Origin of the sequence: Kurthia sp. FSL E2-0154 (assembly GCF_038003625.1) — a bacterium.
Classification (GTDB): domain Bacteria; phylum Bacillota; class Bacilli; order Bacillales_A; family Planococcaceae; genus Kurthia; species Kurthia gibsonii.
The window spans coordinates 2,523,357-2,538,712 of the sequence record NZ_JBBOPO010000001.1 but is presented as its reverse complement, the minus strand read 5'-3'; the positions used below and the strand labels follow the sequence as shown (position 1 = coordinate 2,538,712).

Below are 15,356 nucleotides of genomic sequence, written 5' to 3'. Positions count from 1 at the left end.
AAGAGGTGGATGAAGATGGATATTTTACAGCGTAATAATGTCAACATGGTTGGAGATGGCGACCAGACAATCATTTGTGCACATGGTTTTGGTTGTGAACAAAGCATGTGGCAATATATCACACCTGCATTTGCAGAAAAATATCGCTTAGTTTTATTTGATTATGTAGGTGCGGGAGGTTCTGATTTACAGGCCTATCATAAGGAAAAATATAGTACATTACATGGTTACAAACAAGATATTATCGACATTATGGATGAGATGAATTTAGAAAAAGTCATCTTTTTAGGGCATTCGATCAGTTCGATGATTGGTATGCTTGTAGCAATCGAGCGACCAGAACTATTTGAGAAAATGATTATGATTGGACCTTCGCCATGTTATTTGAATAAAGAAGATTTTAATGGTGGCTTTGAAGAAAGTGATGTTCGTGAACTGTTAGAGATGATGGAGATGAACTTTTCAGGATGGGCGAGTTATATGGCGCCTGTTGGAATAGGAGAAGAAGCTGCACCTCAGATGACAGAAGATCTTGAAAAGGTTTTTGTTTCAACAAATCCTAAAATCGCACGTGAGTTTGCGGAAGTCACATTCTTTTCAGATTATCGCGAACAATTACCACAATTACAAACGAATACATTAATTTTACAATGCGCAGAAGATAGTATCGTTCCAAAACATGTAGGTGATTATCTACATCAGTCAATTGCGAATAGTCGACTAGTCGTTATGAATGCAAAAGGGCACTATCCACATATTAGTCATACTTCAGAAACAGCATCGATTATTATAGATTTTATTGAAAGTAATCGCATAATATGATGAATCACTTTGAACATTCTCCATGCGGTTATATGCAGCTAAGTTTAAATGGTGAAATTTTAAATCTAAATGAGACAATGGCGAAATGGTTGAAGATGGATAAGCAACAACTACTTCATCAATCCATTGAAAAAGTATTATCGAAAGTAAGTATGATGATGTTCTATTCTTATTTTTATCCGAAAATCTCAATTCAAGGGCATGTTGAAGAGATGCTACTGACATTAAAAACAGCTGAAGGTGCAAGTGATTCGTATGTATTAAATGCTAAAAAATTCGAAGAAGAAGCACCTATTATTGATTGCGTGTTTATGCGAATTAATCGTCGAGTCGATTATGAAAAAGAATTAAGAAATGTACAGTATGCTCTACAAGATGCATTAAAACAAAATCAAATTGCAGTAGAGGCATTAGAAAAAATTAATCAGCAAATTGAAGAGCAAAAAGCAAAATTAGAACAGATGAATTTGGAGTTGTCACAAATATCTCATGTAGATGCTTTAACAGGTGCTTATAATCGACGTTATCTAAATGAACGTATGGAAGAGATTATGCAAGAGAAGTTGCTATTATCTGTGATTATGGTAGATATTGATCACTTTAAAAAGGTAAACGACACATATGGACATTTAACAGGCGATGTCGTCTTAACAAAGTTATCGAAATGCTTAAGTAATACTTTAGGAGATAAAGGGAATGTAACGCGCTATGGTGGAGAAGAGTTTGCGTTATTATTATCTTTAATTGATGCAGAAGAAGCACTAAAAATTGCACAGTTTTTAAATCGTGAAGTAGAAAACCAAGAATTTGAAGTTGTAGACCATATTACAATTAGTTTAGGTGTATCAACACGTACAGAAGAGGATACGATTACAACACTGTTTAAAAGAGCAGATGACGCGCTATACTATGCTAAAAATAATGGACGCAATCAGGCAGTTCATGCGAATCAATTATGATAAAATGAATCTATGCTAAAAAAGGAAGTGTATGTATGACATTCGAAGAGGTATTACCAAAACTAAAAAATGGTGAAAAAGTAATTCGTGACGGTTGGAGCGGTCCAGAACTATATGTAAAATTAGTAGGGGCTTCTCAATTCGATGGAGAAAACTTAAATCCATATTTTTTAATTAATGTAGAAGGTGAAGGTTACACGATGTTTCAACCGACAGTGTGTGACATCTTAGCTGAAGATTGGTCAATTGTAGAATAACAATAAGCTGTGCTCTAATCTTAGAGCCAGCTTCTTTTCATATGGAGGAATATAGATGGATTTTAATCAAAAAGTAGTTTTTGTAACAGGTGCAAATTCAGGAATTGGAGCTGCACAAGTAGCTTTATTTTTAGAAAAAGGTGCTTATATATATGGTTTTGACTTAGAAGATACACAGATGAAACAGATGAAAAGCTCATTTCCAAAACAGTTTGCCTATAGCGTAGGCGATGTATCGAATAAGTTTCATGTGAAACAATCTGTGAAACAAGCACTCGAAACATTTCATACGATTCATATCTTATTAAATACTGCAGGTGTATTAGATGGTTATGCGAAAACCTTAGATACAGATGAGGCGCTTTGGGATCGAATTATGAATACGAATGTCAAAGGAACGTATTTCGTAACGAATGAAGTATTGCCGATTATGTTAGAACAGAAAAAAGGTGTCATCATCAATATGACTTCCATTGCAGGGCTTGTAGCTGGCGGAGGAGGAGCAGCTTATACTGCTTCAAAACATGCGATTGTCGGTTACACGAAACAAGTAGACCAAGATTATTGTCGAGAAGGGATTCGCGTCAATGCGATTGCGCCAGGAGCCATTCATACGCCAATGAATGCAGCTGATTTTGAAGGAGATGGTGAAATGGCAAAATGGGTAGCAGAACAGACACCAGCTGGACGATGGGCAAAGCCAGAAGAAGTAGCGAGTCTAACAAGTTATATTGCAAGCGATGACGCCGATTATATTCACGGCACAGTTATTCCAATTGATGGGGGCTGGATAGCCAAATAAGAATTTGTTATAATAATTCGGTAAGCAAAATACTTACACTACGGCACTTCAGATCGGGTGAAAACTCGCTTCCTTTGGTCGTAGTTATTACTGGACTACTTAAATAGTAGTACCACAAAGGAGAAGAAAAATGAATAATACGTCGATTACAAAAAGCTCAACAAATATTTCTGAGCTATCGAAAACAGCACTGGTTGCCTCATTATATGTGGTTGTAACCGTTTTTTTAGCTGTCATTAGTTTTGGTGCCATCCAATTACGTTTATCGGAGATGCTAAATTATTTAGCTTTGTATCATAAGCGTTATGTTATAGGTGTCACAGTAGGTGTAATCATCGCTAATTTTGCCTCACCCACTTGGTTCTTAGATGTACCGATTGGTGGAGTTGCGACATTTGTTGTGTTAATGATTTGTCGCTATGCAACGCGAAATATGCAAAATATGAAATTAAAGATGATTATTACAGCACTTATTTTCGCTGTCTCTATGTTTACTGTAGCATTGCAATTATATGTATTAGCAAATTTACCATTCTGGGAAACATGGTTGTTTGTTGGAATTGGTGAGTTATTGTCAATGACAATAGGCGGAATTACCATTTATTTAATTAGTAAACGAATTAATTTATATAAATAATGAATTGATTAAATTACGTGCATAATCTGTGCGTAATTTTTTTATTATGATAAACAGATTTTATGGTCTTGTAAAATGTAAAAAAATGTATGGTGAAATATAAAAAAAGACTTATTGTTGATTGTCTTAGGTAATGTAGATAATAAATAAAAGAGCGATGGGCTATATGATAATAAAGAAATCTTTTTATTATTAATTTGCTATAATAAAAAATCATTAAAAGTGGAGGAGGAAGTGAGAGGTGGCTAAACGAAAAAGCAGTATCCGCTTAAAAGTAACTTTAGGTTATATCGTGATTATTGTTTGTGTTTTACTATCATCTATTCTCATTTTAGAGAAAGTCACTGTTTTAAACAGTAAAAGAAGTGATGTCACAAATCGCAATTTAGAAGTACATCAAATGATTAACACAGTAGAACAATCGATTATTCAAATTGAAAAAAAGCAGAATAGCTATATCTTAACAGGAGAAAAAAGATACATAAATGAGTATGAGGAACAGCGTATAAATGTTCTTAACGATTTAGAAAATCTGAAAAATGTAGTAGCAAAACAGTCCAATGAAAAAATACTTGCATTAGATTTAGAAAAAAGTGTGAATAAGTGGATAACGCTTATCGTTGAGCCTTCCCTCAAAATTAGAGAAGAAAAAGGCGAACCCGCAGCGACAGCTTTTTTACAACAAAAAATAGAAAACAATGAAGTACCGAGTATTAATCGAACGATTAATCGTTTACGTCAGGAGCAAAATGTACTACTAAATGACGAGACAAAAAATTTAGAACAAACAAGTACTCAATTAATGTGGGTATTATTTATTGCGATTTTATCAATTATGTTAGTCGGTCTATTTGTTTCAAATTATGTTTCTAAAAATATCACTCAAGCGATTCAAAATGTAAAAAATACAATTCAAAATATTCGCCAAAAAGGTGGCAATTTACAAGAACGAATCGACATTACATCTCGGGATGAAGTGCGGGATTTAACGATTGAAACAAATCAATTATTGAATCAACTTGAAGAAAAAGAATGGCTTCAAAATAATGTGAATTATATTATTTATGCATATCAAGGAGTCAATGATATCCATACATTAGCCGATGTTATCTTATCTGAAATATCGAAAGTCATTCATGCAGTTCATGGCGTTTTTTATTTGCGTGAAGAAGATGATAAAGATATATTGTATGTAAAAAAAGGTGCTTTTGCTGAGAATAATTTGAATATTGGGAGAGACTCATTTAAATTAGGTGAAGGATTAATCGGACAAGTTGCAAAAGATGGGCATATGTATAAAATGGCTGTAAGTCCAGAAAGTACACATGTCATTTCGACTAGTTTAATAGATACAGCACCTAGGACGCTGTTATTAATGCCTGTCTATTTTAACCGTCAAGTAATTGCAGTTTTAGAGTTTGCAACGCTCGATACTTTTGAAGAAAAGCATATTCAACTATTAAATAAAGTAAATGAAACACTCGGAATATCGATTGATAGTGTAAAACGTACGATGCATATTGAGTCGTTATTATTAGATTCTAATCGCTTAACAGAGGAATTGCAGGCTCAATCTGAAGAATTGCAAACACAGTCTGAGGAGTTACAAGCACAGACGAATGAATTATCGACAATGAATGATAGTTTAGCAATTCGTACAAAAGAAGCGGAAGCAAGAACGCGTGAGTTAGCGCTTGCAAATCGAGATATAGAGACACAGGCGAGGGAAATTGCTCAGGGTGCAAAATATAAATCGGAATTTTTAGCGAATATGTCACATGAGTTAAGAACGCCACTTAATAGTATCTTATTGTTATCAGAAATGCTGACAGACCAAGAAAATAGTCATTTATCAGATGAGGAAAAAGAGTTTGCAAAAGTCATTCATTCTTCAGGACAGGACTTATTAGAGCTTATTAATGATATTTTAGATTTATCTAAAATTGAAACGGGAAAAGTGAATATTGAGTTTTCCGATGTGAATATTAGTGAACTACCAAAGATTTTAAAAGCAAACTTTGCACATTTTGCTAAACAAAAAGATTTAACTTATCATATTGAAATCTTAGGAGAAATACCAAAACTATTCTTTACAGATGAATTAAGATTGCGTCAAATATTGAAAAACTTTTTATCTAATGCTTTTAAATTTACAGAACAAGGGAAAGTAGAAGTTCGTATTCAAAGTGCGGCGTTAATTACAGAAGAAATGCAGAAAGTAAGTGACGATTGGCTTGAGATTGCTGTTGAGGATACAGGCATTGGTATTCCGAAAGAAAAACATAGTATTATTTTTGAATCGTTCCATCAAGTAGACGGTGCAACAGTACGTAAATATGGTGGTACAGGTTTAGGTTTGGCTATTTCAAAAGAATACGCTAAATTATTAGGTGGATTTATTCAAGTAGAATCTGAAGAGGGTATTGGAAGTACGTTCAAACTGTATTTACCTAATATGAGGCAATGCCAAGAGAATATAGAGGCTGTGAAAGGAAGCTTGGCAGTTCAACCCGAAGAAAAGGTGAATATCTTTCAAGGTAAAAAAATCTTAATGATTGATGATGACCGACGTAACATATATTCCATGCGAACACTTTTAGAAAGTAAAGGGGCGATTGTTACATCAGGAGAAAGTGGATTAGAATGCTTACAAAAATTACAATACAATACTGATTATGATGCCGTATTAATGGATATTATGATGCCAGGGATGAATGGATATGAAGTAATTCAAATCATACGAGAACAAATGAACTTAGACTTACCAATTATAGCTATAACAGCAAAAGCAATGGAAATTGACCGCGATCAGTGTATGAAGGTAGGTGCATCTGATTATATTAGTAAGCCTCTTAATATGGAACAATTACTAAGTATCTTACGTGTCTGGCTGACTAAAGAGGTGAAAGGTAAGTGATTCATGAACGCGAAACAATTGAAGTAGAATTGTTGCTCCAAGCCATTCATCAATTAACAGGCTATGATTTTAGAGATTATAGTCGACCATCTATTATGAGAAGAATTCATCATCGAATGAAAATGAATCAAATGGATTCCGTTTCGATTTTACAAAATGAAGTTTTTACGAACGAAGAAATGCTTCATCAATTATTACAGGACTTTTCAATTAATGTGACGGAAATGTTCCGCAATCCTTTATTTTTTAAATATATGCGTGAAGAAATTCTACCACTATTTAAAGATTTATCTGAGATTCGAATTTGGCATGCAGGTTGTTCCACAGGAGAAGAAGCTTTTTCGATGGCTATTTTATTAAAAGAAGCAGGGCTCCTAGAGAAATCTAAAATTTATGCGACAGATATGAATGAAGAAATATTAAAGATTGCAAAAGAAGGTAAAATTCCTTTAAGTAAGATGAAAAACTATACGAAAAACTATCAATTGTCTGGTGGAAAGCAATCCTTTTCACAATATTATACGACAGATGAAGAATATGCTTATCTACAAGAAGATTTAGTAAAATCAATTAGTTTTATGCAACATAATCTAGTGACAGATCAATCATTTAATGAATTTCATATGATTCTCTGTCGAAATGTATTGATTTACTTTAATATAGGTTTACAAAATAAAGTGCAAAAAATCTTCTTTGATAGTCTAAGTACAGGTGGTATTTTAGGGTTGGGGCATCGAGAAACACTTCAGTTTACAGATGTCTGCAAATTTTATGAAACAAAATCAATTGAACATCAAATTTATAAAAAGAAAGAGATACGTTATGATGAGTAAACCATCATAATGCATCTCTTTTTTATCCTTGAATTAAAATCACACACATATCATCTGTTTGATTAAGTTGTTGGTCAGGTGGAAGTAGTTCGTCTATTACGGTATTTGGACAAATCCAATGGTGTGAACAATGTGCTTTAATTTTTTCTTCCGCAATATATTCATCTGCATGAATTGCTTCTAATACACCGTCTGTAAATAACACAATTTGAAAATTTTTTTCATAATGAACTTTATCTTTAATAGCACATAACTTATCAAAAAAACCAACAGCCATTGTGTTAGATGATAGTGGTTGAACGGTTTTTTCATCTAATGTAAGGTAACCTGCTGGATGACCTGCGTTAATGTATTCAATCGTTTTTTCTTTTGTATCAATTACTAAGTAAATTCCTGTGAAATAGTAAGGTATACCATTATCAGTTTCACTATGTAAAATCGACATATAGCGGTTTAGTTCTGTCATAACAGCTACAGGCTCAACAATATTATTAATTGTTTCACGGAGAACAGAAGATATATACATACAAATAAGTGAAGATGAAATCCCATGCCCCATCATATCAAGTAAGATAATCGCGTAACGATTTTCGTCTAGTCGATACCAATAATACAAATCCCCTGAAAGGTTGGAAGAAGGGCAATAAGATACATCGATTTTTAATTGTTCATTCTCAAATGGTGTACTTAATAAATTCTGTTGTACTTTGGAAGCAAGGTTTAATTCAATTTGAATTTTTTTATCATGTTCTGTATGCCAATCTAATTCTTTTTTAAGCCGTAATGCTACGCGAATACGCGCGAGTAATTCAGTTTTGTTAAGTGGTTTTGAAATATAGTCACTGCCACCTATATCCAGTGCTTCGACTAATTTCTTTTTATCTTCTAATGCGGTAACGAATATAATCTGAACATTTTTAGCGTGATTCATGGCTTTGATTTGCCTACAAGCTTCTAAACCATCCATCTCTGGCATCATAATGTCGAGTAAAATTAAATCGACATTTTTAGCATGTGCAGGTGTACGCATATAAGTTAGTAAATCTTTTGAAGAATTAAGTGGAATACAATCTTCATATCCCGAACTTTTTAATAGTTTTTCTAATGTGAATAGATTAATTAAATTGTCATCAACTAATAAAATACTCATAGATTATACGACCTCTCACTTAAATAATACATATATTATACTAAATTTCTAAAAAATACTAAAAATAAAACAACACATAAATGCATTACCTTCTATAAATAAAAGTTAAATGTCGTCCATCTTGCTTACATTGTCGATAAGAAAAGCCTTCAATCGAATCAAATGTACATGTAGGATCTATTTGTATATTATTACTTGGTACACCTGATAATTCAAATTGTGTTTTTACAACGAGTTGGTTATCAATATGATATTTGGAAGTACCTTCATTAAAATAGATAAAATCATTCGCATAGCCTAAAGCTTTAAAACGAATATATACATCTTCGTCTACTTCGAAATGCTGTTGGCTGAGTGCTGTACCAATATGAACTTGTAAATTTTCAGCGTTAAGTCGTTCTCGATTTTTCAGGAAGTCCATTACACGTAAACTAATTTCTTTTACAGTACCTTGCCACCCTGAATGAATCACACCAATCAACCCAGATGTAGGGTCATAAAATGTTACAGGAACGCAATCGGCTGTAAAAGTACACAAAACCAAGTCTTTTTCAAATGTGTATAAAGCATCTGTGTTTGGAATGGCAGTATCTGCATCTGTAGAACCACGACCTAAATCATCTCTTGTTACTTTATATAAGTTAGCACTATGTGTTTGGTTTGCGCAAATTAGTTGCTCTAATTCCACCCCTAGTTCGTCAGCTAAAGCACGTCGATTATTTAGAACGGCTGTAGCTTCTTGGCAACAATGCAGTGCTAGATTATAGGCTTCTGGTTCAGTTTCATCTTTTAACGTAATACCTGATACGATTTCGTCATCTTGACAAATATATTGGATTTTCATGCAATCACCCCTTTTAAATTACTGTATGATATTTAAGTCCGAAAATCAAAAGACAGGGTTTTAGACTATTTATACTCTACGCCAATTTATAAAAAAAGAGTCTAGGGATTTCCCCTAGACTCTCATAAATAAATGATTATTTTGTGTAATTATCGAAGTAACCTTGGATGTAAATCATTGGTGTTCCTTTATCACCAGAACCCGAAGTTAAATCTGATAGAGAACCGATTAAATCAGTTAAACGACGAGGTGTAGTACCTTGGGCAGCCATATTACCTGTTAAATCTTCATCTTTATTATTGATGTAGTTTTTAATTGCAGCATCTAATTCATCACCGCGTAGATCAGCGAAATCATTATCAGCTAAATATTTTAATTTTACTTCGTTCGGTGTACCATCAAGACCTGCTGTGTAGGCTGGTGATACAACAGGATCAGCTAGTTCCCAAATTTGACCTACAGGATCTTTGAAAGCACCGTCTCCGTAAACCATTACTTCAACTGTCTTACCTGTTTTTTCTTTTAATGTTGCTTGGATACCATCAACGATTGGTTGGCAGTTACGTGGGAATAATTTTACGCTATCTTCTGTTGATTTGTTTGAACCTAGAAGACCGTATGCTTCGTTGAATCCACTACCGTTTACTGATTGATTTAAAATATCGTCAAGTGAGTAAACTTTTTCTGCACCTGCAGTTTTTAAAATACGTTTTGTACGTTGACGTGAGTGGATATCACAAGTTAAAACGTTCTTTGTATAGTCTAAGATTGCTTTTGGATTGTTAGAGAAAATAACCTCCACCTCAACACCATATTCTTGAACTAATGATTTATAGTACTCGATATAATCAACACCAGTGAATGGGTGTGTGTTTGCGCCGAAGTGTTCACGAAATTCTGTTTCTGAAAGTGTATCAGTCCAAGGGTTCACACCTTTTTCATCTAATGCATCTAAGCTTACTAAGTGGTTACCTACTTCATCTGATGGGTAGCTTAACATTAAAACAGCTTTTTTAATGCCTTTTGCGATACCACGTAAGCAAATTGCAAAACGATTACGACTTAGAATTGGGAAGATAATACCAACTGTGTCATCTCCAAATTTTGCTGATACATCTTCAGCGATTGCGTCAACTGAAGCATAGTTACCTTGTGCACGTGCAACAACTGATTCTGTTACAGTTACAACATCGCGATCTTGAATTTCAAAACCTTCTACTTCTGATGCAGTTAATACCGCATCTACAACGATTTGTGCGATATCGTCACCTTCATTAATAATCGGACCACGAAGTCCACGTACAACAGTTCCTACTACTCGTTCCAAAATAATCTCTCCTCAATAATTATGTATTATATATGATATAAATAACTATACTTTGCTTCTATATATAAGTAAAATTAATATAAGAAATAGCACATATAAGGAGAGGTTATATGGTTGTCAAACTAGACTACTATCGTATATTTTTACATGTGGGTCGTGCAGAGAGTTTTTCAAAAGCAGCCAAAACTTTATATATGACACAACCGGCTATTAGTCAGGCCATTTCTCAATTGGAGCGCGAATTGAATTGTCGTTTATTTAATCGCACACCAAAGGGCGTTACATTAACAAGTGAAGGCGAGATTTTATATGCGCATATTAAATCAGCACTTGCTTTAATTGAAGTGGGCGAAAATAAATTGTTAGAATTAAAACATTTAACAGTGGGAGAACTAAAAATAGGAGTAAGTGATACGATTTCTAAGCATTATCTTTTACCTTATTTAGAAGATTTTCGAAATCGTTATCCGAATATCCATTTTAAAATGGTAAATGGTACAACGATTGAGTTAACACAACAAGTAAAGTCTGGTGCTGTTGATTTAGCAGTGTGTAACTTACCCATTCATGAAGAACAACTTGCAGTTACAGCACTAAAAGAAATTCATGATATTTTTGTCTGTGGGGAGAAATACAAACCACTTATAAAATATCCATTAAAGCTCGAACAACTAAAAAATTTACCACTCATTATGCTTGAGCGCTCAGCAAATTCGCGAAAATATGTAGAGAACTTTTTAAAAGTACAGGGAACCCTGATTGAACCAGAACTCGAACTTGGTTCACACGATTTACTCGTGGAATTTGCTAAGAGTAATTTAGGAATTGCCTGTGTAACAAAAGAGTTTGCACTCGAAGAGTTAGAGAGGGGTCGTTTATTTGAGATGACACTTGAACATGATATTCCACCACGTTCTATCGGTGTTTGCTATTTGAAGAATGTTCCTCTAACTCCTGCTTCCACACGTTTTTTCGAAATGCTTGTTAAATAATGAGTAAGAGAGGAATTTACATGCATTCATTTTCAAATTATATTCAAGATTCAAAAGTTTTACAGGCCATTGAGGATTTAGGTTATAAAAAACCAACACCGATTCAAGAGAAAGTACTACCAATTGTACAATCAAAACAAGATGTCATCGCAAAGTCTAAAACAGGTAGCGGAAAAACAGCTGCTTTTGCGATTCCACTAATTGAACAGATGAATTGGGAGGAGAACAAACCGCAAGTACTTGTGCTTGTTCCCACGCGTGAATTAGCTGTACAAGTAAAAGAGGATTTTACAAATATCGGTCGTTATAAACGTATTAAAGCAGTAGCTGTATATGGTCGCCAACCAATTCGATTCCAAATGACCGCACTTCGACAAAAAACACATGTTGTTGTTGGGACACCGGGGCGTATTATGGATCATATTGAGCGCGGAACACTTTATTTAGATCAACTGACAACACTTGTTATTGACGAAGCAGATGAATTATTGCACATGGGATTCATCGATCAAGTTGAAAAAATCATTAGGAAGTTACCAACAAAGCGTCAAACATTACTTTTCTCTGCAACATATGCAGATGAGATTAAATGTTTAGCAGAGAAATATATGAAAACACCTGTCTTTATTGAACATGAAGCGAAAGAGCAAGAGAAAACGACGATTCGTCAACAACGTATTCAAGTGAAAGCAGAAGATAAAATGCGTGTGTTACGTGATGTTACAGTCGTCCAAAATCCAGATAGTTGTATCATCTTTTGTAATACGAAAGAGCAAGTACGTTCTGTATGTGACCAATTAGAAAAAGCATACTATAGTGTGGACATGCTACATGGTGGAATGACGCAAGATGACCGATTAGCTGTCATGAAAGATTTTAGAAAAGGAGACTTCCGTTATTTGGTTGCAACAGATGTAGCAGCACGTGGTATTGATATTGAAGGGATCTCACTTGTAGTTCAATATGATGTACCATTTGAAAAAGAGAGTTATGTACATCGTATGGGACGTACAGGACGTGCAGGTCAACAAGGTACAGCGATTCTATTATCTAGTCCAAATGAAAAACGTTACGTACAAGAGATCGAAGAATATATTGAGAAAATGATTCCAGTTGAACAAGTACCGACTGCTGAGGAAATAGCTGAAAACCAAGCTGCCTTTGAAGAAAAAATGAATACACGACCAGAACGTAAAGTGATGAAAAGTGAGCAATTGAATGAACACATTACCAAGCTTTACTTTAATGGTGGTAAAAAGAAGAAAATTCGTGCAGTTGATTTTGTAGGAACCATTGCAAAAATTGATGGTGTGACAGCTGATGATATTGGCATTATTACAATCGAAGATACATGCAGTTTTGTTGAGATTTTAAATGGTAAAGGAACACTCGTTTTAAAAGAAATGCAAAATCGTACAGTTAAAAATAAAAAACTAAAAGTACATGTTGCGAAAAAAGCATAATTTACACGAGGCTGAGACAAAAGTATTTTCAACATAGCAAATCCCGTATGATTTTTCAAAATCATACGGGATTTGTTCGTTCAGATTAATTTCCGCTTCGAAAAACGAATAGAGGTAGGTAAGAAAAGAACGCAACGTCCTCTTGCAAATCTTGCCCCACTACATCACGTAGCGTTCGGGCATGGCTTCAAACTCCTCGTCACTGCGTTCCTGTGGGGTTTTCAGCTCATGCTATTCCCGCAGGAGTCGTTTTCTACGCGTTCAATTGATTTGATCATTCGCATTTGAGACATATTATTTTGTTCTGTCCCAAGCTCTTTACTTACGATTAGTCAATAGCTTTTATAAAAAAATAGTAAGATATTGAAAGGTTTTTTTGTGAGGGAGGGGGTACCCCCTCCCTCACAAAAATTACACAAGCCAAAAAGACCTTGCGACTTTTTATTTTTTTCGAAAGGTCGTTGTGATATAGTTTAAGAATAGGTATTACGATTTCTGAGCTGGTAGTGCGGACTCATAATCGTAAAGAATGCCACGCGTCAGTAACTGAAATGTCACTTTCAGAAACTTATTGATGCAGGCGATGATCGCAACCTTATGAGGTTTTCTCTGAGGTTGCTTTTTTAATTTATAATAATAATCGACAAAATGATTTGGCTTTCCCTTCGCCATTAACATGGCACACACCATAAAATATAAAATCTTTCGTAAATGCTTGTTTCCTCGTTTATTAATTCGATCGCGGTACTGTGTGTTCCCAGACTGGTATCGCATAATGTCAATTCCTACATAGGCGTTTAATTGTTTCGCATTTTGGAAACGACGAATATCACCCATTTCACCAATTAGACGACAAGCAGTTGAATCGCCCACACCAGAAATCGAACGCAATACATGATATTCTTGCCGTTCTTTTGATAGCTCTGTCATCTGTTGGACGAGTGCTTCTTTCTTTTCCTTTAATTCCGCAATACGAATGGCGTAATCCTTTACTTGATCACATCGAACATCTGTCGGCTTAATTGCGGGATAACTATTTTGAGCTGCTTCTATTAGTTCAATCGCCTTTTTCTCCGCACGAGTAAGTGAAAGGTTCTTTTTCGTATTCGCTTTCAAACGATTTTTAATGATGGTTTTGGAATGGGCTAGTACAAGTGCTGGATGTGGATAGAGCTGTACAACATTTAAAAATAATGCGGAGCTCGGAGTAAATAATTTTTCTAATTCAGGAAAACTCATATGTAAAATTGCATGCATACGGCTCTTTAGTAAAATCATTTCTTCATCAATTTCATCATAATAACGTGTAAGTGCTCGCATCTGTTCATAATAATCATCTTGAATATAGGTTATTTTTCGCTCCATTTTGAAATGTGTTTTTGCGAGTTCATGAGCATCGCTTTGTATCCTCTCTTTCAGGTGGAGAAGCACAGAGAGCATGGATTGCTATGTCGCTCGCACAGCGACCTAAAATTCTACTCTTAGACGAACCTACTACTTATTTAGATATCGCACATCAGTTACAATTACTCGAACTTATCCATCGTGTGAATCGTGATTTTGGTATGACCATTGTGATGGTTTTACATGATTTAAATCAAGCGAGCCTATATAGCGATCGTGTATGTATGATTCAAAAAGGAAAAATCGTGAAGTATGGAACGTCAGAAGAAGTGATGACACGTGAATTAATTCGCCAAGTTTATCATGTGGATTGCGATATTAATGCACACTTTAAACATGGTCGACCAAGAATTCAATGGGTTGGCATTGCAAAAGTAGATTAAACATATGAAAAAAGAAATAGATTTAGCTGAACAACAACAAGCATGTCAAACATTTTTACAAACACAAAAAATAGTTATGATTAGCAGTATAACATCGGAAGGGACACCTTTAATTAGTTATGCTCCTTATATTTTGAATGAGGGGAAGTTATATATCTATATTAGCCGTATATCAGATCACTACGCCTCTATTCAACAAAGTGAGTGTATTCAAGCTATGTTAATAGTAGATGAAGTGCATTCACCTAATTTATTTGCACGAGAACGATTACGTTTTGTATGTAGACCACAATTAGTAGAAGAAGCTACACACGAATCAATTTTTCAAAAATTTGAAGAAAAGTTTAAGAAGCCAATGATTGATCTTTTACGTGGCTTAGATTTTTCGCTTTTTGAGTTAACACCATTGGAAGGACGATATGTAGTTGGTTTTAGAAAAGCTTTTGATATTAATTTACTTGAGAATACCATCTCACATGTAGTCATCGATAAAAAGTAAGAGAAGCAGACACTTAGACGATAGGTGTCTGTTTTCTTTATTTACATTTCAAAATAATTTTGTTATT

Annotated in this window: 15 protein-coding genes; 11 read left to right on the top strand and 4 right to left on the bottom strand. The window is 34.5% G+C overall.

Features of this window, described 5'->3' with window-relative positions; all coding sequences use genetic code 11:
- The first annotated feature begins 9 nt into the window (after window positions 1–9).
- The 7 genes from MHB75_RS12650 (at window position 10) to MHB75_RS12620 (ending at window position 7,227) form a co-directional block, all read left to right on the top strand.
- Window positions 10–822 carry an alpha/beta fold hydrolase gene (locus tag MHB75_RS12650; RefSeq protein WP_340998091.1) on the top strand — a complete coding sequence of 271 codons (813 nt, stop codon included), beginning with the start codon at window positions 10–12 and terminating at the stop codon, window positions 820–822.
- Entirely contained in the window at window positions 819–1,781 is a 963-nt protein-coding gene (locus MHB75_RS12645; RefSeq protein WP_340998089.1) for a sensor domain-containing diguanylate cyclase, read from the top strand. The genes MHB75_RS12650 and MHB75_RS12645 overlap by 4 nt, the downstream gene beginning before the upstream one ends.
- 35 nt (window positions 1,782–1,816) lie before the next feature.
- Complete coding sequence (locus MHB75_RS12640) at window positions 1,817–2,038, top strand: DUF2829 domain-containing protein (protein WP_068457053.1); 222 nt, start codon at window positions 1,817–1,819, stop codon at window positions 2,036–2,038.
- A gap of 55 nt (window positions 2,039–2,093) precedes the next feature.
- Window positions 2,094–2,840 carry a 3-oxoacyl-ACP reductase gene (locus MHB75_RS12635; protein WP_340998087.1) on the top strand — a complete coding sequence of 249 codons (747 nt, stop codon included), beginning with the start codon at window positions 2,094–2,096 and terminating at the stop codon, window positions 2,838–2,840.
- Between the two features lie 130 nt (window positions 2,841–2,970).
- A complete protein-coding gene (locus tag MHB75_RS12630; protein ID WP_141272345.1) occupies window positions 2,971–3,477 on the top strand; it encodes a QueT transporter family protein in 507 nt (168 codons plus the stop codon).
- Window positions 3,478–3,718: 241 nt separating this feature from the next.
- Entirely contained in the window at window positions 3,719–6,394 is a 2,676-nt protein-coding gene (locus tag MHB75_RS12625; protein WP_340998085.1) for an ATP-binding protein, read from the top strand.
- Window positions 6,394–7,227, top strand: a complete 834-nt coding sequence (locus MHB75_RS12620; RefSeq protein ID WP_340998633.1) for a CheR family methyltransferase — start codon at window positions 6,394–6,396, stop codon at window positions 7,225–7,227. Before MHB75_RS12625 ends, MHB75_RS12620 begins: the two co-directional genes overlap by 1 nt.
- A gap of 22 nt (window positions 7,228–7,249) precedes the next feature.
- Here MHB75_RS12620 and MHB75_RS12615 read toward each other — a convergent pair whose 3' ends face one another.
- From MHB75_RS12615 to MHB75_RS12605, 3 genes are all read right to left on the bottom strand, one after another.
- Window positions 7,250–8,377, bottom strand: a complete 1,128-nt coding sequence (locus tag MHB75_RS12615) for a fused response regulator/phosphatase (protein ID WP_340998084.1) — start codon at window positions 8,375–8,377, stop codon at window positions 7,250–7,252.
- Between the two features lie 85 nt (window positions 8,378–8,462).
- On the bottom strand, window positions 8,463–9,221 hold the full coding sequence (gene pgeF / locus MHB75_RS12610) for a peptidoglycan editing factor PgeF (protein WP_340998083.1): 759 nt from the start codon (window positions 9,219–9,221) through the stop codon (window positions 8,463–8,465).
- A gap of 136 nt (window positions 9,222–9,357) precedes the next feature.
- A complete protein-coding gene (locus MHB75_RS12605) occupies window positions 9,358–10,548 on the bottom strand; it encodes a coenzyme F420-0:L-glutamate ligase (protein WP_141272353.1) in 1,191 nt (396 codons plus the stop codon).
- A gap of 110 nt (window positions 10,549–10,658) precedes the next feature.
- Here MHB75_RS12605 and MHB75_RS12600 point away from each other — a divergent pair, with 110 nt between their 5' ends.
- Together MHB75_RS12600 and MHB75_RS12595 are read left to right on the top strand one after the other, a co-directional pair.
- Window positions 10,659–11,540, top strand: coding sequence for a LysR family transcriptional regulator (locus tag MHB75_RS12600; RefSeq protein WP_340998081.1), 882 nt, complete (start codon window positions 10,659–10,661; stop codon window positions 11,538–11,540).
- A 20-nt stretch (window positions 11,541–11,560) separates the two neighbouring features.
- On the top strand, window positions 11,561–13,003 hold the full coding sequence (locus MHB75_RS12595; protein ID WP_445667009.1) for a DEAD/DEAH box helicase: 1,443 nt from the start codon (window positions 11,561–11,563) through the stop codon (window positions 13,001–13,003).
- 486 nt (window positions 13,004–13,489) lie between these two features.
- Here MHB75_RS12595 and MHB75_RS12590 read toward each other — a convergent pair whose 3' ends face one another.
- Complete coding sequence (locus MHB75_RS12590; protein WP_340998076.1) at window positions 13,490–14,368, bottom strand: IS110 family transposase; 879 nt, start codon at window positions 14,366–14,368, stop codon at window positions 13,490–13,492.
- An 8-nt stretch (window positions 14,369–14,376) separates the two neighbouring features.
- Between MHB75_RS12590 and MHB75_RS12585 the strand changes: the two genes are divergently transcribed.
- Complete coding sequence (locus MHB75_RS12585; RefSeq protein ID WP_340998074.1) at window positions 14,377–14,790, top strand: ABC transporter ATP-binding protein; 414 nt, start codon at window positions 14,377–14,379, stop codon at window positions 14,788–14,790.
- Window positions 14,791–14,794: 4 nt separating this feature from the next.
- On the top strand, window positions 14,795–15,289 hold the full coding sequence (locus MHB75_RS12580) for a HugZ family pyridoxamine 5'-phosphate oxidase (RefSeq protein ID WP_340998071.1): 495 nt from the start codon (window positions 14,795–14,797) through the stop codon (window positions 15,287–15,289).
- The last annotated feature ends 67 nt before the right edge of the window (window positions 15,290–15,356 follow it).

Excerpts from the sequence above, each read along its gene's own strand:
- MHB75_RS12600 (WP_340998081.1), top strand. The coding sequence starts at position 10,659 with ATGGTTGTCAAACTAGACTACTATCGTATATTTTTACATGTGGGTCGT.
- MHB75_RS12615 (WP_340998084.1), bottom strand. The coding sequence starts at position 8,377 with ATGAGTATTTTATTAGTTGATGACAATTTAATTAATCTATTCACATTA.
- MHB75_RS12595 (WP_445667009.1), top strand. The coding sequence starts at position 11,561 with ATGCATTCATTTTCAAATTATATTCAAGATTCAAAAGTTTTACAGGCC.
- MHB75_RS12645 (WP_340998089.1), top strand. The coding sequence starts at position 819 with ATGATGAATCACTTTGAACATTCTCCATGCGGTTATATGCAGCTAAGT.
- MHB75_RS12590 (WP_340998076.1), bottom strand. The coding sequence starts at position 14,368 with ATGGAGCGAAAAATAACCTATATTCAAGATGATTATTATGAACAGATG.
- MHB75_RS12650 (WP_340998091.1), top strand. The coding sequence starts at position 10 with ATGAAGATGGATATTTTACAGCGTAATAATGTCAACATGGTTGGAGAT.
- MHB75_RS12580 (WP_340998071.1), top strand. The coding sequence starts at position 14,795 with ATGAAAAAAGAAATAGATTTAGCTGAACAACAACAAGCATGTCAAACA.
- MHB75_RS12640 (WP_068457053.1), top strand. The coding sequence starts at position 1,817 with ATGACATTCGAAGAGGTATTACCAAAACTAAAAAATGGTGAAAAAGTA.
- MHB75_RS12630 (WP_141272345.1), top strand. The coding sequence starts at position 2,971 with ATGAATAATACGTCGATTACAAAAAGCTCAACAAATATTTCTGAGCTA.
- pgeF (WP_340998083.1), bottom strand. The coding sequence starts at position 9,221 with ATGAAAATCCAATATATTTGTCAAGATGACGAAATCGTATCAGGTATT.
- MHB75_RS12635 (WP_340998087.1), top strand. The coding sequence starts at position 2,094 with ATGGATTTTAATCAAAAAGTAGTTTTTGTAACAGGTGCAAATTCAGGA.